The organism is Croceibacter sp. (assembly GCF_002716225.1).
Classification (GTDB): domain Bacteria; phylum Bacteroidota; class Bacteroidia; order Flavobacteriales; family Flavobacteriaceae; genus Croceibacter; species Croceibacter atlanticus.
This window is the reverse complement of sequence record NZ_PAZX01000004.1, coordinates 1-24,033: the sequence shown is the minus strand read 5'-3', so window position 1 is coordinate 24,033 and position 24,033 is coordinate 1. Positions and strand designations below refer to the sequence as shown.

The 24,033-nt window shown below is 32.5% G+C and carries 23 protein-coding genes; 18 read left to right on the top strand and 5 right to left on the bottom strand.

The annotated features are described in order from the left end of the window. The first annotated feature begins 76 nt into the window (after nt 1–76). A complete protein-coding gene (locus CL818_RS01180) occupies nt 77–967 on the top strand; it encodes a hypothetical protein (protein WP_272974315.1) in 891 nt (296 codons plus the stop codon). On the opposite strand, the gene CL818_RS01175 is transcribed toward CL818_RS01180, so the two are convergent. Both CL818_RS01175 and CL818_RS01170 read right to left on the bottom strand, forming a co-directional pair. Beyond that, nucleotides 964–1,518: a DUF8465 domain-containing protein gene (locus CL818_RS01175; protein ID WP_272974316.1), complete on the bottom strand. Its 555-nt coding sequence runs from the start codon at nt 1,516–1,518 to the stop codon at nt 964–966. The genes CL818_RS01180 and CL818_RS01175 overlap by 4 nt on opposite strands. Continuing rightward, the gene (locus tag CL818_RS01170; protein WP_013187465.1) at nt 1,508–1,708 is read right to left on the bottom strand and encodes a hypothetical protein; all 201 of its coding nucleotides are present in this window, start codon (nt 1,706–1,708) and stop codon (nt 1,508–1,510) included. Before CL818_RS01170 ends, CL818_RS01175 begins: the two co-directional genes overlap by 11 nt. Nucleotides 1,709–1,793: 85 nt before the next feature. Between CL818_RS01170 and CL818_RS01165 the strand changes: the two genes are divergently transcribed. From CL818_RS01165 to CL818_RS01155, 3 genes are read left to right on the top strand one after another with little or no spacing between them, the layout of a single operon-like run. Next, nucleotides 1,794–3,773, top strand: coding sequence for a DUF8693 domain-containing protein (locus CL818_RS01165; RefSeq protein WP_272974317.1), 1,980 nt, complete (start codon nt 1,794–1,796; stop codon nt 3,771–3,773). 3 nt (nt 3,774–3,776) lie between these two features. Then, the gene (locus CL818_RS01160; RefSeq protein ID WP_013187463.1) at nt 3,777–4,049 is read left to right on the top strand and encodes a DUF2752 domain-containing protein; all 273 of its coding nucleotides are present in this window, start codon (nt 3,777–3,779) and stop codon (nt 4,047–4,049) included. Between the two features lie 56 nt (nt 4,050–4,105). Then, complete coding sequence (locus tag CL818_RS01155) at nt 4,106–4,441, top strand: CCC motif membrane protein (RefSeq protein WP_013187462.1); 336 nt, start codon at nt 4,106–4,108, stop codon at nt 4,439–4,441. Nucleotides 4,442–4,516: 75 nt separating this feature from the next. Here the strand turns inward: CL818_RS01155 and rocD are convergent, their stop codons facing one another. Beyond that, a complete protein-coding gene (gene rocD, locus CL818_RS01150) occupies nt 4,517–5,794 on the bottom strand; it encodes an ornithine--oxo-acid transaminase (RefSeq protein ID WP_272974318.1) in 1,278 nt (425 codons plus the stop codon). Nucleotides 5,795–6,004: 210 nt separating this feature from the next. On the opposite strand from rocD, the gene rlmD reads away from it, so the two are divergent. Genes rlmD through CL818_RS01135 form a run of 3 tightly spaced genes read left to right on the top strand, consistent with a single transcriptional unit; the run spans nt 6,005 to nt 8,634 of the window. Beyond that, nucleotides 6,005–7,417, top strand: coding sequence for a 23S rRNA (uracil(1939)-C(5))-methyltransferase RlmD (gene rlmD / locus CL818_RS01145; RefSeq protein ID WP_272974319.1), 1,413 nt, complete (start codon nt 6,005–6,007; stop codon nt 7,415–7,417). Between the two features lies 1 nt (nt 7,418). Next, on the top strand, nt 7,419–7,934 hold the full coding sequence (locus CL818_RS01140) for a DUF6452 family protein (protein WP_272974320.1): 516 nt from the start codon (nt 7,419–7,421) through the stop codon (nt 7,932–7,934). After that, nucleotides 7,900–8,634 (top strand): DUF6048 family protein, encoded by a 735-nt coding sequence (locus tag CL818_RS01135; protein WP_272974321.1) that lies wholly within the window; start codon nt 7,900–7,902, stop codon nt 8,632–8,634. Before CL818_RS01140 ends, CL818_RS01135 begins: the two co-directional genes overlap by 35 nt. On the opposite strand, the gene CL818_RS01130 is transcribed toward CL818_RS01135, so the two are convergent. Continuing rightward, entirely contained in the window at nt 8,631–9,794 is a 1,164-nt protein-coding gene (locus CL818_RS01130) for a THUMP domain-containing class I SAM-dependent RNA methyltransferase (RefSeq protein ID WP_041240970.1), read from the bottom strand. The two genes, CL818_RS01135 and CL818_RS01130, sit on opposite strands and share 4 nt — an antisense overlap. 45 nt (nt 9,795–9,839) lie before the next feature. Here CL818_RS01130 and CL818_RS01125 point away from each other — a divergent pair, with 45 nt between their 5' ends. The 5 genes from CL818_RS01125 to CL818_RS01105 all read left to right on the top strand — a co-directional run bounded on the left by CL818_RS01125 (nt 9,840) and on the right by CL818_RS01105 (nt 16,531). Continuing rightward, nucleotides 9,840–10,571, top strand: a complete 732-nt coding sequence (locus CL818_RS01125; RefSeq protein WP_013187456.1) for a class I SAM-dependent DNA methyltransferase — start codon at nt 9,840–9,842, stop codon at nt 10,569–10,571. Continuing rightward, nucleotides 10,568–11,239 (top strand): ZIP family metal transporter, encoded by a 672-nt coding sequence (locus CL818_RS01120; protein WP_272974322.1) that lies wholly within the window; start codon nt 10,568–10,570, stop codon nt 11,237–11,239. Before CL818_RS01125 ends, CL818_RS01120 begins: the two co-directional genes overlap by 4 nt. Nucleotides 11,240–11,334: 95 nt before the next feature. Further along, complete coding sequence (locus CL818_RS01115; RefSeq protein ID WP_272974323.1) at nt 11,335–14,760, top strand: DUF2135 domain-containing protein; 3,426 nt, start codon at nt 11,335–11,337, stop codon at nt 14,758–14,760. 74 nt (nt 14,761–14,834) lie between these two features. After that, nucleotides 14,835–16,310, top strand: coding sequence for a M28 family metallopeptidase (locus CL818_RS01110; protein WP_286971196.1), 1,476 nt, complete (start codon nt 14,835–14,837; stop codon nt 16,308–16,310). Beyond that, entirely contained in the window at nt 16,310–16,531 is a 222-nt protein-coding gene (locus CL818_RS01105) for a hypothetical protein (protein WP_013187453.1), read from the top strand. The genes CL818_RS01110 and CL818_RS01105 overlap by 1 nt, the downstream gene beginning before the upstream one ends. Before the next feature lie 63 nt (nt 16,532–16,594). On the opposite strand, the gene sucC is transcribed toward CL818_RS01105, so the two are convergent. Continuing rightward, a complete protein-coding gene (gene sucC, locus CL818_RS01100) occupies nt 16,595–17,788 on the bottom strand; it encodes an ADP-forming succinate--CoA ligase subunit beta (RefSeq protein ID WP_013187452.1) in 1,194 nt (397 codons plus the stop codon). A 220-nt stretch (nt 17,789–18,008) separates the two neighbouring features. Here sucC and lysA point away from each other — a divergent pair, with 220 nt between their 5' ends. From lysA to CL818_RS01070, 6 genes are all read left to right on the top strand, one after another. After that, nucleotides 18,009–19,229, top strand: a complete 1,221-nt coding sequence (gene lysA / locus CL818_RS01095; RefSeq protein ID WP_286971192.1) for a diaminopimelate decarboxylase — start codon at nt 18,009–18,011, stop codon at nt 19,227–19,229. A 139-nt stretch (nt 19,230–19,368) separates the two neighbouring features. After that, nucleotides 19,369–19,845 carry a heme-binding domain-containing protein gene (locus CL818_RS01090; protein WP_286971190.1) on the top strand — a complete coding sequence of 159 codons (477 nt, stop codon included), beginning with the start codon at nt 19,369–19,371 and terminating at the stop codon, nt 19,843–19,845. A gap of 157 nt (nt 19,846–20,002) precedes the next feature. Continuing rightward, nucleotides 20,003–21,232: a DUF4856 domain-containing protein gene (locus CL818_RS01085; RefSeq protein ID WP_272974326.1), complete on the top strand. Its 1,230-nt coding sequence runs from the start codon at nt 20,003–20,005 to the stop codon at nt 21,230–21,232. 76 nt (nt 21,233–21,308) lie between these two features. After that, on the top strand, nt 21,309–22,469 hold the full coding sequence (locus CL818_RS01080; protein ID WP_286971188.1) for an imelysin family protein: 1,161 nt from the start codon (nt 21,309–21,311) through the stop codon (nt 22,467–22,469). A 3-nt stretch (nt 22,470–22,472) separates the two neighbouring features. After that, nucleotides 22,473–23,837 carry an HTTM domain-containing protein gene (locus CL818_RS01075; protein WP_286971187.1) on the top strand — a complete coding sequence of 455 codons (1,365 nt, stop codon included), beginning with the start codon at nt 22,473–22,475 and terminating at the stop codon, nt 23,835–23,837. A gap of 4 nt (nt 23,838–23,841) precedes the next feature. Further along, the coding region (locus CL818_RS01070; protein ID WP_286971185.1) for a hypothetical protein at nt 23,842–24,033 on the top strand (192 nt) is incomplete at its 3' end.

Below are 24,033 nucleotides of genomic sequence, written 5' to 3'. Positions count from 1 at the left end.
ATAGTAGAAATAAAATTATTCCCAAGCAGAAGCGTTATCAATAGGAATTCAATTAATTTTGTTGAAAATTTTGATAATGACTCGTACCCTATTTCTTTTTCTATTTATAGCTGTATTAGCGTCTTGTGACGATGGTGATATTATTGTAACCAGTTTTGATTTTGAAGATTCAGATCTCTCATTATGTGGTGAAGGCACAACTAAAGTGCTTTACAAAACTAATAATGATGACATTTTTGAATCTATTTCCCTTTCATTTGAAGATAATGATTTTACAGGTGAAGAATTAGGCGTTATAACAATAGATTTAAACACAAGCAACCAATTAGTGTACAGAACATTTGATAACTCTATTACAGGCAGCAGTTATTTTTGTAATGAAATACCTCCTACTTCTCCAAGAGTATTACAAGAATTTGTGAGTACAAATGGTGGAACAGCTACCTTAACCACAACAGCTATTCCAGATACTGAAGATGAAGATGGAGATGGTTTAACTAATGATGAAGAAAATGAAGATAGCCAGCAAGACACAGATGGCGATGGTATTTTAGATTATCAAGATATAGACGATGATGGTGATAATGTACCTACAAGTGCAGAGTTAGGAAATACTCCAGACACTATGCTGTTAGATACAGATGAAGATGGAGATCCAGATTACTTAGATCCAGATGATGATAATGATGGTATACCAACTAAAAACGAAGATGAAGATATGGACGGAAACCCAAGAAATGATATTGGTGCCAATAGCATAGCAAGATTTAAAGATGTTAATGAAACTGAAAGTTTTGATGTTCCTGAAGAAGTAAATATTGAAAACACCTACACAGTTGTATTTAGAACTTTGGTAAGGTTAACCAACTTAACGTTTAGTGGTCAAGATATTCAAGCTATACAAGGCACTTATGATTTAGGTATTCTTGAAGTTCCAGATGTAGAAATTACTATTGAAAGCAACTAAGCGTTTTGATATATATAAACTTCTGTAGCACCTAAACCATAGGTTTTATAATCTGCATCATAATACTTTAAGTTATCGTAGCGTCTAAGCATAGTTTCTAACTCAGCTTTTAGGACACCTTCACCTACACCGTGAATAAATACAAGTTTCTGAATACGCTTTTGTATAGCAAAATCTAACTTACGTTTAGCAGTATCTATTTGTAGGTTAAGCTTGTCATAAGCTGTTAGGCCGCGTTCAGACTTTGTAAGTTTATGTATGTGTAAGTCTACCTCCATTGCTGGAGCGTTTCGCTGTTTAGGCTTTACGCGTTCTTTAGGACCTCGCTTAACAGATGATTTTTCTTTTAATATCTGATCAAAATCAACGTGTTTGGTATCAATTTTATATTGAGGTTTTCCTATACGCACAATCTCATTCTCATTAAAGTGAAGTTCAAAACCATCTTCATCTTCAATAGTAATGTTATCATTCTCAATGTGTGTAATGTAACCTTCTAGATTATCATCTAAAACCGCTATCCTATCGCCAACGTTAAATTTATTGCTCATCCTCTATCTCAGATTGTTCTAAATCATCATTACGTTTTATTAATTTATAAATGCCGAACATTAAAAAGCAAATCCCCAAAAAACCTATGAGTTGCGAAGTACTGTTGTCTGAAAGATTATAAATTACGAGTATAGCACCAACACTAAGACTCAAATAACCAAGGTATTGTGTATTTTTATTAGACTTCATATATTATTAAAAATAATGTATATTTAACCTTATTGTTTATGACAAGTTAAGGCAAAACCTTAATTTTACCCCAAATTTACAAAGTATGAAGTGTATTATTACAATTCTTAGCATTTTAATAAGCGGTGCATCTTTAGCACAGTTATCGGTAAAGCCTACCAATACTGGAGATGACACATTTATTTATGTCATAGATGAAATCTTGTATGTAAAAGAAGATGTTAATCTTACAAAGAATGTAAACGATACATTAACCGAAGCCAGTATTTATTTAAGGCGTGAAGCACAACTAATACAAGGTGATGGCGGAGATCAATTAAACAAAGGTGACGGTTTGCTATCTGTATACCAAGAAGGTACAACCAACCAATGGGATTATAACAACTGGACATCTCCTGTTAGTGTAGCTGTAAACAGTTCTGGAGTTACTTTAGCTGATGGTAATGCAACATTTGGACCTTCGTCTACTTTATTTACACCTGTAGATAAAACCTATTCATCTCCTGTTAAATTAATTGGCGGGTATGAAAGTTCTGTTGGAGACGCTAGCGCTACACCAGACCCAGAACCACTTTCTTTACCAAGCTATTGGTTTTTCTATTACCCTACTGGAGATGATTATTTAGGATGGCAACAAGTTGGTGGTGATGATTATACTATACCTGCAGGATATGGCTTTACAATGAAAGGTGTTACAGGTGCAGATCCTACAGTTTCTGATGCAGGCGAAGGTGTTGTAAACAATTCTGGTAGCGCACAACGTTTTGATTTTAGAGGACGTCCTAATTCTGGAACTATAGAAATTGGAAGTATTACTCCTATAACTCCAGGACATTCTGTTTTTATAGGTAACCCTTATCCATCTGCTTTAGACCTTAGTTACTTCTTATTAGAACACTCAGTGAATTCTGATATAGATGATGACAATGATCCAGACACTCCAGATGTACCAGTAACATTAACATCGTGTGGCTCTATTACTAGAAAAGATAATACAACTGGTATTGCTTATTTTTATGACAGTGATCCTAGCGTTCAGTCTCATTTTCTTGTAGATTATCAAGCAGGTTACGAAGCTTTTGCTCCTGTTGATTGTGGCACTACAGGAATGTCTGTTGGCGCTACTTTCATTATGTATACAAATGATGGTGAGCCAATCGCAAATTCTGAAACAGGTGTAGAAGGTGATGCTAGAGATAGACGCTACTTACCAATAGCACAAGGTTTCTTTGTTGAGACGACCAGCAATTTAGACAACTCATTTACTTTTGAGAATAGGCACAGAGCTTATATCCCAGAAACAGCTTCTTCAAACTCTACTTTTCATAGAAATACTTCAGAAAATATTACTACTGAAAATTTTGATGAAGATGAACTTATAGTCATTCCTAAGTTAAAACTAAATATAGAGTTAAATCACGCTTATAATAGGCAGATTTCTATAGGTTTTTGGCATAACTCGTCTCGAGGTGTAGACTATGCAATGGATGCCAGACTTAGAAATTCATTAGCTTCTGATGCTGCTATTTTAAACAGTAATGACAAGTATTATATAGATGTAAGACCTTTTGATGTTACAGAAGAAATACCACTTTCGCTAGTTTTAGATTCTCAAATGGACGTGAAGTTTACAGCCACTAGTTTTGAAAATTTTAATACAGAAAATGTTTATATTTTAGATAGTGAAACAGGTGTTTATTATGATATTAATTACAACTCTTGGACTACTACCTTACAAGCAGGAAATTATGATGGGCGTTTCTTCCTAACTTTCCAAGAACAGGAAGTATTAGACACTAAAGACTTTGCAGCTGAAAACTTTGATGTCTTCCAGAACAATTCAGCTTCTCAATTAGAAATAAGAAACCCTAATGCTTTAGATCTAAAATCTGTTGTACTATATGATATTGCTGGAAAAAAAGTGATTAACGAACAAAACCTAGAAGGACAATCTGTGTATACTTTTAGTACTAGAAATCTTCAAGAAGCTATTTATGTTGTTAATATTACGACTAGTGATAACATAACATTTTCTAAAAAAATCACTGTTTCAAATAATAGATAGTACATGGAAGACTTCATGCTTCCTTGCTTAAATAAAAAGTTTTTTGGGGTTGAGTGTTTAGGCTGTGGCCTACAACGATCAATTTCGCTTCTTATTCAAGGTGAATTTACTGCCGCTTTTGTAATGTATCCTGCAGTATACCCATTACTTAGTTTACTCATTTTTGTTGGTGTAAACTTTTTTTACCCAGTTAAATTTTACGGAAAAATTGTAGCCATCTTAGGAGGTTTAACAGCTTTAGTTATGGTTGTTAGCTATCTTCTAAAATATTTATAAATTCAATTACTTACATTTACTATATTTAAACTACCTAATCAGAAACCTTAATCCACATGGAAAAACAAAATTTACCTAATTCAACTTTAATATTAATTCTTGGTATTCTATCTATAATAGGATGTTGCTGCTATGGAGTTATTGGTCTTATTTTAGCCATAATTACAATTGTCTTAGCTAAGAAAGCAACAGAAACTTATTTAGTAAGCCCAGAATTATACTCTGGATACCAAAATGTAAAAACAGGAAAAATATTAGCTTATATTGGTTTAGCACTTAGTGTTATCTATATATTACTAATCATCGGAATGTTAGTATTTTATGGTGGCATGGAAGGCTTACAGGAAATGCAACAAGAAATGCTGGAACAATACGGTGAAGGTCAATACTAAGTTACCTTTGTTGAAATCACAAAAAAAACCTGCTATAACTAGCAGGTTTTTTAATTTATAAGATGTTTTGTAACACTATTTTTCAAATGTTTTAAGTGTTTCTGTAATTATTGAAACACAGTCTAACAATTGTTCTTTAGTCATCACCAACGGTGGTGCAAAACGTATAATGTTTCCGTGAGTAGGTTTAGCTAAAAGACCATTTTCTTTTAATGCCATACACATATCCCAAGCTGTTGAGCTGTCTTCGGAATCATTAATTACAATTGCATTAAGTAAACCCTTACCTCTAACTAATGAAACAATATTTGAAGTTTCAATATATTTAGCCATTTCAGATCTAAATAATTCTCCTAATGTTCTTGCATTCTGAATTAAGTTTTCCTCTTGAACAACTTGTAGTGCAGCCATAGCAACTGCTGCTGCCACAGGATTTCCTCCAAAGGTAGAACCGTGTTGTCCAGGCTTTATAACATTCATAATCTCATCATCTGCTAAAACAGCAGATACTGGGTATGCACCACCAGAAAGTGCTTTACCTAATATTAAAATATCTGGTCTACTATATGTTTCTTGTCTTTCACAGTGGTTCTCACAAGAGCAGTTACCACATACTGCAAGTAAACCACCTGTTCTAGCTATACCAGTTTGTATTTCATCTGCAATAAATAATACGTTATTGTCATTACACAATTGCTTAGCCTTCTTCATAAAGTCATCTGCTGGTGTGTAAACTCCAGCCTCACCTTGAATAGGCTCAACTAAAAATCCTGCAACATTTTCTTGCTTTAAAGCGTTCTCTAAAGCTTCTGTATCATCGTAAGGAATTTTTATAAATCCTGGAGTGTATGGTCCAAAGTTTTTACGGGCACCTTCATCATTAGAAAATGAAATTATAGTAGTTGTTCTCCCGTGAAAGTTATTTTCACAAACAATTATTTGAGCGTCTGTTTCTTTAACACCTTTTTTCTCATAGGCCCATTTTCTACAAATCTTTATAGCAGTTTCAACAGCTTCTGCTCCAGTATTCATAGGTAAAAGCTTATCAAACTTAAAATAGTCTGATGCAAACTTTTCATATTTACCTAGCATATCATTATAAAATGCTCTAGAAGTAAGCGTAAGCGTTTCTGCTTGGCTATTCATAGCACCTACAATTTTAGGATGACAGTGTCCTTGGTTTACTGCAGAGTAAGCAGAAAGAAAGTCGTAATATTTTTTTCCTTCGACATCCCATACGTGTACACCTTCACCTTTTGCCAGTACTACTGGAAGTGGGTGATAGTTATGTGCACCATATTTATCTTCTAATTCAATGGCTTGTTTTGACGATGTAATAGTGTCAACAGTCATAGTATTTATTTTTTTTCTGAAACAATTATCTATTCCTACTTTGGGAGAGAAATCATCCGATATTCACAAAATTAAGGGTTTGAAAATAAATTTTTCATAAATATGGTATAAAGCCCCAATATTCATAATCATTATAAATTGACCATCTCACACCAATAAAATTAAGGGGTCTTGAATAATTAGTCGGCAATAAAAAATTACCTTTGCGCTATGGCAAGAAAAAAGAAAACCAAACAATTATTTGAAGCAGTAGAGATTACCGGCGCAGGATCTAAAGGCAAGAGTATTGCTAAAGCTCCAGATGGTAAAGTTATATTTGTTAAAAATGCTGTACCAGGAGATGTTGCAGATATACAGACATACAAAAAAAGGCGTGCCTTTTATGAAGGTGAAGCGGTAAACATTGTATCATATTCAGATAAGCGAGTTGAGCCAGAATGTCAACATTTTGGAACTTGTGGTGGTTGCAAATGGCAAAATATGGGCTATGAGCACCAATTAGCTTTTAAAGAAAATGAAGTTATAAATAACCTTAAACGTATTGGTAAAGTAGAGCTACCAGAGATTACCCCTATTTTAGGAAGTGAAGACATTTACTTTTATAGAAACAAAATGGAGTTTTCATTTAGCAACAATCGCTGGATGACGCTAGACGAAATTAAAAGTGATGTAGAAATTACATATAAAGATGCTTTAGGATTTCATATACCTGGAATGTGGGATAAAATTTTAGACATTAAAAAATGTCACCTGCAAGAAGATCCAAGTAATGCGATAAGAAACAGCGTTAAAGAATTTGCACTAAAGCATAATCTAGATTTTTTTGATGTAAGAAAACAAGAAGGTTTACTAAGAACTTTAATGATTAGAACAGCATCAACAGGAGAGATAATGGTGCTTATTCAGTTTTATAAAGATGAAAAAGAACAACGCGAGTTACTGTTAGATTATATAGCTGAAACATTTCCTGAGATAACATCATTACAATATGTTATTAATGATAAGGGTAATGATACAATATATGACCAAGACGTTATTTGCTATACTGGTCGAGATCATATCTTTGAAGAGATGGAAGGTTTAAAATTTAAAATAAATGCTAAATCTTTCTACCAAACTAATAGTAAACAGGCTTACAACTTATATAAAATTACGAGAGAATTTGCAGACCTTAGCGGAGACGAATTAGTTTATGACCTATACACTGGTACAGGAACAATTGCACAGTTTGTTGCTAAAAAAGCTAAAAAAGTAGTTGGTATAGAGTCTGTACCAGAAGCTATTGAAGATGCTAAGAAAAATGCACAATTTAACGAGATTAATAACGTTGATTTCTTTGCCGGAGACATGAAACATGTATTTTCTCAAGAATTTATAGAGAAACACGGCCAACCTGACATTATTATTACAGATCCTCCTAGAGATGGTATGCATAAAGATGTAGTAGCACAAATACTTAATATTAAACCTAAGCGTATTGTGTATGTAAGTTGTAATAGTGCAACACAAGCTAGAGATTTAGATCTTATGAATGCCTATTATAAAGTAACTAAAACACAGGCTGTAGATATGTTTCCACAAACACATCACGTAGAAAATGTGGTTTGTTTAGAATTAAGATAATATGAAACACTCATTTATTGCAATTTTGGTTTTGTTAGCTATAGGTTTTACAACCAATAGCTGCCAACGTGATGATATATGTCCAGAATCTACACCAACAACGCCTAAGTTAATTATTACGTTTTATGACATTAATGTAACTCCAACCGAGTTAAAAGATGTTCCTAGTTTATCTATAACTGCTGTTGGCGTAAACAACCCAGTAAGTTTAAATGAATCTGGAGAGATTGTAGCTAATACAGACTCTATAGCAATACCCCTAAATCCTGCAAGCACAGTTGTAGATTTTCTGTTTGTAAGAAACTCTGGTAATGATGAGCAGAATATTGATGAGCTACAATTTTCATATACACCACAAGATGAGTACATAAATAGAGCCTGTGGATTTAAATCTAATTATCTAGATTTAAACTTTAGTTTAAATGGAGAAGACACAGACTCTTGGATACAGAATATTGAAATAATAGAATCAAACATTACAGATGAGCTTACTACGCACGTTACTATTTTTCACTAGTATTTTCTGGTGTACCGCAAGTTTCTTTGCTCAAGAAACGCCTATAACTGTTTCAGACAGCATAAGTTTTAAAGAGAAGTATGGTGTTAGAGTTGGTGTAGATTTAAGCAAACCATTAAGAACACTTTTAGATGAAGATTATAGTGGATTTGAACTTCTTGGAGATTATAGAATCTTAAAGCATTATTTTATAGCAGCAGAATTAGGTAATGAACAATTTGATTATAACGAAACTAATTTAGAAGCCTTTACTAAAGGGAGTTATATTAAAGTTGGAGCAAATTATAACGCCTATGATAATTGGATAGGTATGAGTAATGAAATATTTGTAGGCCTACGATATGGTTTTTCTACGTTTTCTCAAGAGTTACAAAGCTATACCATTTATACAGACACGCCATTTTTTGACCCAACTGTTGTTAGTGATCCCGTTAATTATGATGGCTTAACAGCTAGTTGGATAGAGCTACAACTTGGTATTAAAGCAGAACTATTTAACAACTTATACCTATCTGTACATGTACAGCTAAAACGAAGAGTTAGTAATGACAGCCCAGAAAACTTTGATAATTTATTTATACCAGGTTTTGGAAAGACATATGATGGCAGTGAGTTTGGTGCAGGTTATGGGTATTCTTTATCCTACCTCATTCCTATTTTTAACAAAACTGAAAAACAAAAAAACTTTGCTAAAGATTAATCATCATTTAGCTTGTGTAATTTTTTAGTGCCTTCATAAACTTCGTATTTCAGAAATTTAGATTCTAATTTTCCATTATATACTTTTATCTTTCGAGACGGTCTTAAGCCCACAAATTTCATAGCTTCTAGATTTGAAGTTATAAACCAAGCTTCACTACCAGGATAATTTTGCTTTAAGGTATCTCCTATCTTGCCGTAAAATTCTGGTACGTTAACTTCAATACGTTCTCCATAAGGTGGATTAAATACCATATGTAAATGACCATCTACTTGCTTTTCAGAAGTAAAGAAATCTTGTCTATTAATTTTTATAAATTCAGCTAGATTAGCATTTTCTATATTTTCTTGTGCTTTTAAGATAATGCTTTGAGATTCATCTGCACCAGTTATCGTATAATCAAACCCTCTAATTTTTCTTAGCGCACTTTCTTCAATCTTCTCAAACAAATCTACATCCCAATCCTTCCATTTTTCAAAAGCAAATTGTTCTCTATTAATGTTTGGTGGTATGTTACAAGCTATCATTGCAGCTTCAATTAACATTGTACCACTACCACACATAGGATCGTGAAAATGTGACAAGCCATCCCAACCAGATTTAAGTAATAATCCAGCTGCTAATATTTCATTTATAGGTGCAATATTTGTGTACTCTCTATAGCCTCGTTTGTGCAGAGAATCTCCAGAGCTATCCAATGACACTGTACAATTAGTCTGATCTATATGAATGTTTATACGTAATGTAGGATGATCTAAATCTACATTAGGACGTATGCCTGTTTTCTCTCTAAATTGATCTACAATGGCATCTTTTGTTTTTAAGGCAACATATTTAGAGTGTGTGAAAATTTCAGAAAACACAGTACCATCAATTGCCAAAGTATCTGTTTCATTAAGATACTGAGACCAATCTATAGCATATATTTTTTTATAAAGATCATCTTCAGAAATTACCTTAAACGTTTCAATTGGTTTTAAGATTTTTACAGCAGTACGGCAGCATAAATTTGCTTTATACATAAAGCCCTTATCACCTTCAAACTCAACGTTTCGGTTTCCTTCTTTTACGTAACTGGCACCCAGTTGTTTTAATTCTTTTGCTAGTAGCGGCTCAAAACCAAACATAGTTTTGGCCACCATTTTGAAATTATTCATCATAAAATTCGACTATCTACGTGCAAAAATACATTAATTTTACAGCCTATGGCATTACCTACCCAAAACTGGTACGCATCGTGGTTTGACACGCCGTACTATCACATACTCTATAAAGATCGTGGTTATGATGAAGCTCAGGCTTTTATGAGAGCTTTAATGGCATATTTAAAACCAAAAGATTCTGCTAAAATATTAGATTTAGCCTGCGGAAAAGGACGTCATTCTGTCTTTTTAAACTCCTTAGGTTACAATGTAACAGGTGTCGATTTATCTAAAAACAGCATAAATCATGCAAAGCAATATGAAAATGAAAGCCTAACGTTTAAGGTTCATGACATGTGTAAGCCTACTAAGAACACGTATGATGTTGTTCTTAATTTATTTACAAGCTTTGGTTATTTTGAAGATGATGAAGATAATTTAAGAACTATTAAGGCTATAAAAGAAGATTTAAAACAAGATGGTGTAGCTGTTATAGATTTTATGAATGTTGCCAATGTTATTTCAAACTTGGTGCCTACAGAAGTAAAAACTATGAAGGGTATAGATTTTCATATAAAGCGATATGTAAAGAACAACCATATTTATAAAGACATTTCTTTTAAAGATAATGATGAACAGTTTGAGTTTACAGAAAAAGTAAAAGCCATTACTTTAGACGATTTTAAGACATATTTTAAAAAAGCTGGATTAACATTAATAAATACGTTTGGTGATTATCAACTTAATGACTTTAATCTTGAAACCTCTAAACGCTTAATATTAGTTTTTAAATGATAGTCTATTTACTTCCTATTCTTGCGGTTTGCATTGGCTTTGCAATTGCGTATTTCTTAAAACGCTCTCAACTAACAAGCATTAAACTATTACTAGCTTTTAGTGGCGCATATCTCCTATCTTTAACTGTTTTTGAGTTTTTTCCAGAAGTTTATACTCATGACAATAAACAGGTTGGCTTGTTTATTATGATAGGTATTTTACTGCAAATTCTTTTAGAGTTTTTATCTAAAGGTGCAGAACATGGCCATATTCATCATCACGAAGATCATAAGAGTTTCCCATTTGTATTATTTATAAGTTTGAGCATTCACTCGCTTTTAGAAGGATTCCCTTTACATGATCACGATACGCTTTTATATGGCGTTGTTATTCACAAAGTTCCGATTGCTATAATTTTAAGTACGTTTTTATTAAAAGCCAATTTTAGTAAAGTTAGAATTACATTGTTTTTAATTCTTTTTGCTTTAATGACACCATTAGGCAGTTTATTACAAGCTAAGGTTGCGTATTTCAGTACAATTGCTGTTTATATAAATGCTCTAGTTATAGGAATCTTTTTACACGTCTCTACCACCATTTTATTCGAGACAGGCAACAATCATAAATTTAATGCTACCAAGCTTGTAGCTATTATATTGGGTATTGGCATAGCATATTTGTTGTAAAAAGTACAGTTTACTCATTCGTTTGTAGTGTTTACTCAATTCAGATTTTTTTCTTCGTTGAAGTTTTACAAATTTGAATTTAAAATATCAAACCTATGAAACATTCCTTACTATTATTCCTGTTAATAACAACTCTCTCTACAGCACAGAGTATTCCCAAACTAGTAGTAAATGATTCTACAGACCTGAAGCTTTCTAAAGTCAAAATTGACGTTGAAATTATTGGAAATTATGCAACCACCACTTATGATTTACAATTCTTCAATAATACAAATGAAACTTTAGAAGGTGAATTAGCTTTTCCTTTAGCAGAAGGCCAAACCGTCACTAGGTTTGCATTAGATATAAGAGGTAAATTGAGAGAAGCTGTGGTAGTAGAAAAGGAACTTGCAAGAGTTGCTTTTGAAAGTACTGTTAGGCAAAATATTGATCCTGCCTTATTAGAAAAAACAGAAGGGAATAACTATAAAGCACGTGTTTATCCTATTAACTCAAAACAATTTAAACGTGTTATTGTAAGCTATGAAGAAATTCTTAATAAAAATGTAAGTGATTTAAAATATAGTTTGCCTTTAGCATTTAATACTAAGTTAGATTCTTTTAACTTAAATATTTCTGTTTATGGAAAAAATGATGAACCCAAGATATCTAATTCCTTATTTAAGGATCTAAGATTTAAAAATCAAAATTTAAATTATACTGCATCAATTTCTAAGCAAAATGTAAATCCAAACAAAACGCTTAACATTTTGATTCCTATTAAAAAACAGAATCAAGTAGCACTTAGTTATAAAGATTATTTTATAATAAACCCTCAAATTAATGCAACTCCGAAATTAAAAAATAAACCAAGTTCTATAACTATACTTTGGGACGCATCATACTCTATGCGAATAAGAGATTTGGATGCTGAACTAAATTTACTAGATAGTTACCTAGAATATTTAGGTAACGTTTCATTAGAGATAATTGTATTTAGCAACACATTTAATGAAAGAAGAGAATTTAATATTAAGAATGGAAGAACAAACAATTTTAAAAGCTACATAAAAACTATAAAATATGATGGTGCTACATCTTTATCATCTTTAGATGACGTTCATTTAAATTCAAGTGAAATTCTACTTTTTTCTGATGGTCTAATTAATTTTGGTGAATCTGAAAGAGATTTCAATCAAACAATTTATACAATAAACTCATTAACCTCTGCAAATTTCGAAAGTTTAAAAAGTCTTGCTAGTAAGAATTCTGGACATTTTATTAATCTTAAAAATGAATCCATCTCGTCTGCATTAGATCTATTAAAAAATACCCCTTTAAAATTTTTAGGTATTTCAAACAATAGTAATTTAATAGAAACCCTTCCCAAAAAAAATACACCGATATTTTCAAATTTTACATTTACGGGAAGATTTTCTAAAGATACTAGAGCTACATTACTATTTGGATATCAAAACACAATTATAAAAAGAATACCAATTACAATAAAAAAGAGTCAAGACTTACCTTTAGTTAAGCGATTATGGGCTAAAGAAAAAGTAAAATCTTTACTTAACAATAGAAAAGTTAACAAAGAAAAAATAATTGATCTTGCTGTACAAAATAGCTTAATTACAGATTATACTTCACTTATAGTTTTAGATAGGATTGAAGACTATGTTCGTTATAAAATTGAGCCTCCTAAAGAATTAAAATCAGAATATAAATCAAGGATTGCAGAAATTAAAAATGATGAGAAAGATTTTAATGCAAAAATTAGAAAACGTAAAAAAAATATTTTTTCAGAATACGATGATATTAATTTTTGGCACGCTACTAAATTTCCTAAAAAAGGAGCACTTATCAAGTCTAATCCATCAGTAGAATCAGAAGAATTAGAAGAAACTGAACCTGGACAGCTACTAGACAATCAAAATTTAGTAGAAAACCAAGCCAACCCTTCAAATAATGTTCAAGCTAATTTAGATTTAAGCAAGAGGACTATTTCTGGTGTAATAAAAGACGAAAATGGTTTGCCACTTCCTGGAGTTACTATAATTATTAAAGGTACTAGGGTTGGCACTCAAACAGATTTTGATGGTAATTACATTATAAATGCTGAGCAAGGTGATGAACTTGTCATTTCTTACATAGGGTATTCTACCAAAAATCACACAGTCGCAAACTTAAACACTATCGATATATCTTTAGATGAACCAAGTGAACATTTAGATGAAGTAGTTGTTACTGCTATGGGTGTAGAAAGAAATAATTCTCAAGTATCCACAAGCACTCAAACAATTGTTTCCGAGAATTTAAATGGAAAAGTTTCAGGTTTAGATATTAATTCAAATAAACCTAGTAGAATTAGTATTAGAGGTAATAGAAGCATTTCTAGCAATAATGAAGCTTTAATTATATTAGATGGTGAAATTGTAAACTCAGATAAAATATCTCAATTAGATCCATCTATTATAAATTCTGTTGATGTAATTAAAGGTGCAGATGGAGCAGCTTTATATGGTAGTAGAGGCACAAATGGTCTAATAATTATTTCGACTAATAATGGAATGCAAAATAAATCTAAAGCAATTCAAGATTTAGACGATAATATAAAAGATAAAGTGAAGATTAAGGCTTGGAATCCAAAAATGCCTTACATTGAAACACTTAAGAATAGCGCTTCAATTGAAGAAGCTTACAATGCATATCTTAAATTAAGGATTTCACACACTAATCAACCCTCATTTTTTTTAGATGTTTCAGATTTTTTTAAAGAACATAATAAAAAAGAAATCTCACTAAGAATACTAAGTAACTTACTAGAACTTGAGTTAGACAATTATGAATTACTAAAAGCAGTGGGTTATAAATTGGAGGAAATAGATGAATATAAGCTTTCTATAATACCATTTAAAAAAGTCTTAGAATTAAGGCCTGAGGACCCTCAATCTTATAGAGATTTAGCATTAGCTTATCAAAATGCAGGATATTACCAAAAAGCATTTGATCTATTATATAAAATAGCATCTGGAGGTTTACTTGAAAAAGATCCTGAAAATCGTTTTGAAGGAATTGAGGCTATAGCTTTTGTAGAGTTAAATCATCTATATTTTAAATTTAATAACTATCTCGACTTAGATAAGGAAGAAATTAACTTTGTTAAAAATAACTTTCCTGTTGATATTAGAATTGTTATAGATTGGAATCATAATGATACAGATTTAGATCTTTGGGTAATAGATCCAAATAAAGAAAAAGCTTTTTATAGTAACACTGAAACAAAAATTGGTGGTAAAATTTCTAAAGATATCACAGAAGGATTTGGTCCTGAAAGCTATATGATTAATAATGCTATAGCTGGAGACTATAAAATTGTAGTTGATTATTTTAATGACAATGTTCAAAAAATATCAGGACCAACAATCTTAAAAGCAACAATTATTACCAATTATGGTAAAATAAATGAAGAGTCTAAAACTAAAATTTATAAGCTAGATGAAAGCGAAGGAGAGCTTGAAATTGGGACATTACATTTTTAAGAATTTTTAAATTTTGCTGAAGGTTATTATTTATAATATCTTTCCATAGCTAATTAAAAACCTACTTATAAGTTATGAAACATCTACTCCATTGCCTTACGGTATTATTTATTACCTCTTGTTTTGCGCAAGACACAAAAACACAGATTGAAACAACAATNACNTCAGATGTTATTAAAGGNCACATCTATTTTTTAGCAGACGATTTACTNAAAGGTCGTGAAACAGGAACACCNGAAAACAAAATTGCGGCAGCATATCTAGCTAATCAATTACGAACATACGGTGTAAANCCTAATCCTGAAACAGGTGATTTTTATCAAGAAGTAAAACTTCAAAAAGAATCTGCTCCAACTACTTTAGAGCTTAAACTTAATGATGTATCTATTAAAAACCTAGTAGCCCTATCATCTACAAACGTAGATTTTAGCGGCAATGCAATTTACTTGGGGTATGGTTTAGAAGAAGACTACGCTGGACAAGATACCAAAGGAAAAGTATTACTAATAAAAGCTGGAAGCGAAGACACTAAAGACGCTAGAGCATCTTTTAGGTTACGATCCCAAAAAGAAGAACTGGCTCAAAAACATGGTGCTTTAGCAATTATAGAATTTTTAGATGCTAAAGATAACATGTGGTCTTTTATAGACCATAACTTTAATGAACCGCGATTAAGCGTTGCAAAAAACAATGCTTCAGAAGACAGTAAAGAACTAACATATATTTGGGTTCAAGATTTAGGAGCCGACTTAATTTCTGAAGTTTCAATAAATAAAAAATCACAAGTAACTTTAAAAACCTCCACTAAGGTATTGAGTGATGTTACTTCACAAAATGTTGTGGGAATTGTTGAAGGTACAGACCCACAACTTAAAAATGAATACATAATATATTCTGCTCATTACGATCACGTCGGTATCGGCACTCCAGACGAAACAGGCGACACCATTTATAACGGTGCTAGAGATAATGCTGTTGGCACAACAACNGTTTTAAGTATGGCAGAACATTTGGCTAAGCATCCTACAAAGCGTTCTGCATTATTTATATTATTTACAGGAGAAGAAAAAGGATTATTGGGTAGTCAATATTATGTAGATAACCCTATACTGCCACTAANCCAAATGGTATATTGCTTTAATAGTGATAATGCTGGTTACAATGATAAAAGTTTAGCAACTATTATTGGTTTGCCTAGAACAACAGCAGAGCAGCACATTAAAAATGCAGCTAAAACATTTGGTATTACAGCTGTAGATGATCCTGCTCCAGAGCAAGGTTTGTTTGACAGAAGCGATAACGTACACTTTGCAAAAAAAGGTATTCCATCACCAACATTTTCTTTAGGATTTACAGCATTTAATGGCGATGTAACAAAGTATTACCACAGACCAGGTGATGAGGCAGATTCTTTAGATTATGATTATTTAGAACAATTTTTTAGAGCTTATGTAATGGCTGGCGTACTTATAGGTAATGATCCTGTAACACCAACTTGGACTAAAGGAGATAAGTATGAAGAAGCAGCAAAGGAATTATATGGTAATTAATGGATAAGTATTTAACAAACTTTTGGTTAGATTATCCTATTCATAAAGGATTACTCCTAATATTAATTTCAATTGCTTGGATCATAATAAAAACCTACAGAAATAAATCTTTTAATATGGAAGATTATACAGCAGGTGAATGGAAAGCAATCATTAATTCTTGGTCCATTATCCTTTTGCTTATTATCTCAGGAGCATTCTTAATTTTCAGAAATATTTAAAAATTAAAAAGCCCTTTCAGAATTACTGAAAGGGCTTTTTTTTTATAAACGTTGCTTAATGTACTATGCTAATACAGCTTGTACTTTATCTGCAGCTTCTTTAAACTCGATAGCACTTTGTACTGGTAAACCACTATTGTCTATAAGTTCTTTTGCTATGTCTGCGTTTGTTCCTTGTAAACGTACAATGATTGGTACTTTTACAGCATCTCCCATTGCTTTGTAAGCATCTACAACACCTTGTGCCACACGGTCACAACGTACAATACCTCCAAAAATGTTTATTAAGATAGCTTTTACTTCTGGATCTTTTAAGATTAATCTAAAAGCAGCCTCTACTCTAGCAGCATCTGCAGTACCTCCAACATCTAGGAAGTTAGCAGGAGAACCACCAGCTTGCTTAATTAAATCCATAGTTGCCATTGCCAATCCAGCACCGTTAACCATACAGCCAACATTACCATCTAGATCTACATAGTTAAGACCAACTTCTTTAGCTTCAACTTCTGTAGGGTTTTCTTCTCTTATGTCACGCATTGCTGCATAATCTTTATGACGGAACAATGCATTCTCATCTAAAGTTACTTTTGCATCAACAGCAATAATTTTATCGTCACTAGTTTTTAAAACTGGATTAATTTCAAACATAGAAGAATCAGATTCCATATATGCTTTGTATAATGCAGTAACAAACTTTGTCATTTGTTTAAATGCCTGTCCTTTAAGACCTAGGTTAAAAGCTATTTTACGAGCTTGAAAACCTTGTAGTCCAGTTGCAGGATCTATCTCTTCTGTAAAAATTAAGTGTGGTGTTTCTTCGGCTACAGTTTCAATATCCATTCCACCTTCTGTAGAATACATTACCATATTTTTACCTGTTGCTCTATTTAAAAGCACACCCATATAATATTCTTCTGGTTCACTATCGCCAGGATAGTAAACATCTTCTGCAACTAATACTTGGTGTACCTTTTTACCTTCTTTAGAAGTTTGGGGAGTTACCAAATTCATCCCGATGATATCATTAGAAATGCTTTCTACCTCTTGAAGGTTTTTAGCCAACTTAACACCGCCACCTTTACCACGGCCACCAGCGTGAACCTGTGCTTTAATCACGTGCCAACCTGTTCCGGTTTGCTCTGTTAATTTCTTAGCTGCCTCAACAGCTTCTTGTGGAGTTTGTGCCACAATACCGCGTTGTATCTCAACGCCAAAACTGCTTAATATTTCTTTTCCTTGATATTCGTGTAAGTTCATAGTGGTTGTCCTAAAATTTTAGATTGCAAAAATAAAAAAAGGGAGTCGATTACCCTAATCTATCTTATAAAGGTTTATCAAAAAAAGAGAAAGCTTGTTATTTAGGAGATTTTATAATACAAAATTTTAAGGTTAAGCGTATTTATTAGAGTTTCTTTAAGAGATATACTCAAAGAGTTGTTTAATTTTACGCCCTTATTTTAATTTCAATTATTTAACAATGAAAAATCAAGACCTTTTAAACATTACTGAGGCATACGGTAGTCCCGTATATGTGTACAATGCTGAGACAATTGAATCTCAGTACAAACGCTTAACCAGTGCATTTAAAAAGGTCAAACAGGTGCGTATTAACTACGCAGTTAAGGCATTATCTAATTTAGCAATACTTCAACTAATGAAGCGTATGGGCGCAGGTCTAGACACCGTTTCTATTCAAGAAGTAAAATTAGGCTTAGCTGCTGGCGTAGATCCTAAGAAAATTATATACACTCCAAATGGAGTGTCTATGGAGGAAATAGAAGAAGTTGCAGCACTTGGTGTTCAAATAAACATAGATAATCTTTCTGTTTTAGAGCAGTTTGGAACTAAACATCCTAAAATTCCTGTTTGTATTCGTATAAACCCACACGTAATGGCAGGTGGCAACACTAACATTTCCGTAGGACATATAGATAGTAAATTTGGAATAAGCATTCACCAAATTCCGCATATACTAAGAATTGTAGAGCTTACTAAAATGAATATAAATGGTGTGCATATGCATACGGGTAGCGATATTTTAGATATTGATGTTTTCTTATATGCTTCCGAAATTTTATTCGACACGGCTAAAAACTTTAAAGATTTAGAGTTTATAGATTTTGGTAGCGGATTTAAAGTACCTTATAAAGAAGGCGATATTGAAACTAATATCGAAGAGTTTGGAGACAAGCTTTCTACACGCTTTAAAGAATTTTGCAAAGAATATGGTAAAGACCTAACCTTAGCGTTTGAGCCAGGTAAATTTCTAGTAAGCGAAGCTGGTAAGTTTTTAGCCAAAGTAAATGTTGTAAAGCAAACAACATCTACAGTATTTGCTCAAATAGATTCTGGTTTTAATCACTTAATAAGACCAATGCTTTACGGTTCTCAACATGAGATTATGAACATTTCTAACCCTAACGGGAGACAACGTTTTTATTCTGTAGTAGGCTATATCTGCGAAACAGATACTTTTGCAAACAACAGACGTATAAACGAAATTAAAGAAAATGACATTTTAGCCTTTAGTAATGCAGGAGCCTATTGCTTTAGTATGGCTAGTAATTACAACTCAAGATTTAGACCACCAGAAGTACTTTGGTACCAAGGTAAGGCACATTTAATACGCGAACGTGAAACCTTCGAAGATTTACTGAAACACCAAGTTCCTATGGAATTTGAACCAGTAACTGCCTAACTATAAAGACAAAGCCGAGCATAATGCTCGGCTTTATTTATTTAACTTAAATTTTAGAATCGCAAAATATTTTTACAAAAAGCTAAATAGAATAATTCTAAATAAATTGTAGTTTTGTGCAACATAATATCTAGACACTATGAAGTTTATAAAAACTATCCTTATCATTCTTTTAGTAGCACTTGTTGTTATTCAATTTATTCCTGTCGAAAAAAACATACAAGACAATTACACTAGCGTTGTTGCTATTGAGGCAGAAACAAATATGCCAGAAAACATTAAAGCTATAATGCGTAAGGATTGTTATGATTGTCATAGTAACCAAACGGTTTATCCTTGGTATGCACAAATTGCACCTGCAAATTTCTTTTTAGCAGATCACATAGAAGAAGGTAAAGAACATTTAAATTTTTCTGGGTGGAATGAATATAGCGCAAAACGTAAAGACCATAAATTAGATGAACTTATTGAAGAAGTTGAAGAAGGAGAAATGCCTTTGGAATCTTATACTTGGGTTCACGGCACTATTACCGAGGAAGAAAAAGAAAGCCTAATCTCTTGGGCAAAACTTGCAAGACAAGTATATACACCTCAATTACAGACTACAAAACAATAGAGCATACTTCCCCAAGTTTAACTAAATGTTAAACTTTAATTTTATTTAGAATAAATACAGATAACCTTGTTTAGATTGTATCTAGATAGTATATTTGCACGCAGATATAATTATCTATTTATAATAAATCTAAATAAACACAACCAAAGACTCCATTATGAGACACCTTATGTTATCTGCAATAGTTGCAACAAGTTTAGCAACTGTATCATGTTCATCAGATGATGATTCTAATGTAATAGACCAGCCTTCAGAAATAAATGTTCCTTCAACGTATAGCTTTTCAAGAGGTGGCGAGTCTACCGTAAGTTATAGTGGCCAAACTACACGTATATTAATGAGTGAAGAAATTGTATCTTCATTTAGTGATTTTGACAATGCTACAGAAGCTTCAATCGATGCAATGTTTGCTCACGAAGAAGGCGCAAACGATTTTTCTTCAGAAGACTTAAACGCTTCAAACAAAAGTGTACGTAGTAAAGTTGCTGCAAGTAGAGATTTCTTTAGCACTAACACTACAGAAAGTGCAGAAATTAAAGCAGATTTTGATGGTTTTATTGCAGACCAAGTTAACATTGTATTTCCTAATCAAAACACAGCTGCGCAACCTGGTGTTGCAGGACAGATTGCAGACGGAACTTCAACACGTTATGTAAATGAAAGCGGTATAGAGCTTAACCAATACTTTGCTAAAGGTTTAATTGGTGCATTAATGACAGACCAAATCTTAAACAACTACTTAAGTACTGCTGTTTTAGATGAAGCTGACAACAGAGACACTAATGACAATGATATAACAGAAGAAGGAAGTGCTTATACCACAATGGAGCACAAATGGGATGAGGCTTATGGTTACTTATTTGGTGCATCTGCAACTGCAGACAATCCTGTAGCTACTATTGGTGATGCAGATTCATTTTTAAATAAATATGTTGGCCGTGTAGAAGGAGATGCAGACTTTGCAGGCATTACACAAACTATTTTTGATGCCTTTAAATTAGGTAGAGCTGCAATTGTAGCTAAAGATTATGAGGTAAGAGATGCGCAAGCAGAAATTATAAGAACAGAAATCTCTAAAGTTATTGGTATAAGAGCTGTTTACTACTTGCAACAAGGTAGTGTAGCCATTACTAACAATGATATGGGAGCTGCTTTTCACGATTTATCTGAAGGTATAGGATTTGTTTATAGCCTTCAATTTACAAGACAACCAGGCACAAATGCTCAACTATTTACAAGAGCAGAAGTACAAGCACTTATCGCTAATTTATTAGACGATGGTGAAAACGGACTTTGGAATATAACTCCTGAAAGCTTACAGGAAGTTTCTGAAGCTATTGCAAGCAAGTTTAGCTTTACAGTAGCACAAGCAGGAAGCGCACAATAAGTGTTAATTTTTTGAATTGGTAAGCGACCGGTTGCTTAAAACAATCGGTTGCTTTTTTTAATAAATTTGCAAACTAATGAGTATAGAAATCACAAGAATGACAAAAGGTTTAAACTGGGTATTATCGCTGTTAACTATTGCAGTTATAGTTAGCTGTTCTTCAGATAGCGGTTCAGATGATGGTACAACTACTGGAGGAAACAACCAAGACAACTTTAACCGTGAAACTATGCTCATAAACTGGGCAGATAATATCATTATTCCTAGTTACATTTCTTTTAAGGCAGATGCAGATGCAATGGTTACTGCAACTACAACCTTTACAACAACACCAAATCAAGCTAATCTTGAAAACTTAAGAGCTGCTTGGGAAACAGCATACCTTTCGTTTCAAAATGTATCTATGTTCGAAATTGGCAAAGCCGAAGAAGAACGCTACAGAAACAGATTAAATGTTTATCCTACAAATACAACAGAAATAGAAGACTTTATTGCTTCTGGTTCTTATGACCTATCCTTACCATCTACTATAGATACTCAAGGTTTTCCTGCTTTAGATTATTTAATTTACGGTGCAGCCAATACAGATACAGATATTATTGCACTTTACTCTACAAATGCTAATGCAGATAATTACAAACAATACTTAAATGAGCTATCTCAAACTATAGCTACATTAACAGATATTGTACTAACAGATTGGCAAACTAACTTTAGAGATACGTTTGTAGCAAACACTAGCTCATCTTCAACAGGATCTGTAGATAAGCTTGCAAACGATTATATTTTATATTACGAAAAAGGTTTGCGTGCAGGTAAAATTGGTATTCCTGCAGGTAATTTTTCTAATGAAACTCTACCAGAAAATGTAGAAGGTTTTTATAGAAAAGATTTATCTAAAGCTTTATTTAATGCATCTTTAACAGCTACTCAAAATTTCTTTGAAGGAAAGCATTTTAATAGTAATACAGAAGGCGAAAGCTTTAAAAGCTATTTAAATTTCTTAAACACCATAAAAAATGGTGATGATTTAAGTACACTAATTGTTAATCAATTTGAAGCTTCAAGAACACAAGGAAATTTATTAAATGATGATTTCACTCAGCAGATTGAAACAGATAATTCTGTTATGCTGTTAACTTTTGATGAATTACAACGCAATGTTATTCTTTTAAAAGTAGACATGTTGCAAGCTTTAGATATTAATGTAGACTTTGTAGATACAGATGGCGATTAATAAATGCTAAACAACATTACAACATATCTAAATAAAAATACAGAGACCGCACCGTTAGCGGTCTTTCGTATTTTTTTTGGGGTAATGATGTTGGCTAGTATTATTAGATTTTGGGCTAATGGCTGGATTTATAAATTATATATTGAGCCACAGTTTTTCTTCTCATATTTTGGATTTAGCTGGGTTAAACCTTTAGGGTCTTACACTTACCTCCTATTTGCAATTTGTGGCTTGGCTGCTTTGTTTGTGGCACTTGGCTTAAAGTACAGAATTGCCATTATAACGTTCTTCTTAAGCTTCACCTATATTGAGCTTATGGATAAAAGCACTTACTTAAACCATTACTACTTTATAAGTTGCCTAAGCTTTTTAATGATATGGCTACCAGCTAACAGGTATTTTTCTTTAGATACCAAATACAACCCCAAATTAAAACTTAATCAAGTCCCAAATTGGACAATTGATGCGATTAAGGCATTACTATTTATCGTATACTTTTATGCAGGTTTAGCTAAATTAAATTCAGATTGGTTAGTAAAAGCTATGCCTTTAAAAATTTGGCTTCCTTCTAAATATGATTTACCACTTTTAGGAAATTTAATGCAACAGGAATGGATGCATTATGCTTTTAGCTGGAGTGGCGCGTTATATGATTTGGCAATTCCTTTCTTATTACTGTGGAGACGAACTAGATTTTTAGCATTTATATTAGTTGTTGTATTTCACGTACTTACTAGAGTATTGTTTCCTATAGGTATGTTTCCATATATCATGATAGTTAGCGCACTTATCTTTTTTGATTCGGGTGTACATCATAAAATATTAGCAGTAATTTCTAAACTTTTTAAAATAGAGACCTCTAGCCTTAATGTTGAAGAAGCTAAATCGCCTAATAAATATAAAGGAAGCTTTAACAAAGGTTTAGTGGGCGTATTCCTTGTTATTCAATTACTTTTGCCGTGGCGTTATTTAGCATATCCTGGAGAGTTGTTTTGGACAGAAGAAGGCTATCGTTTTTCTTGGCGTGTTATGCTAATGGAAAAAGCTGGCTATGCTCAGTTTAAAGTGGTTAATACAGAAACCGGCAAACAATTTTACGTGGATAACAGTGATTTTTTGAGTCCGTTACAAGAAAAGCAAATGAGCACACAACCTGATTTTATTTTGGAGTATGCGCAATTTTTAGGACGTCATTTTAAATCTCAAGGCCATCAAAACATACAGGTGTTTGTAGAGAGCTATGTTGCCTTAAATGGTAGAAGAAGCCAACCCTACATAAACCCAAAGGTCGATTTATTACAACAACGTGATAATTTTAATCACAAAACTTGGATTTTAGATTTTAAAGATGATATTAAAGGATTATAATATTTTGAGAGTTAAAAGTATCAGTTTAATAAAAAGCATCCTAAACCACACTAAAGATTTAGAGGGTAATGAACTTAAAAATTTCAAGTCATTCTCTCTAACTATTTTGTTTTCAGTTTTACTTTCTACTGTTTCATTTTCTCAATACACCTTTTCTGGCCAAGTAAATTCAGAAGACAGAAACTTACCTATTGCA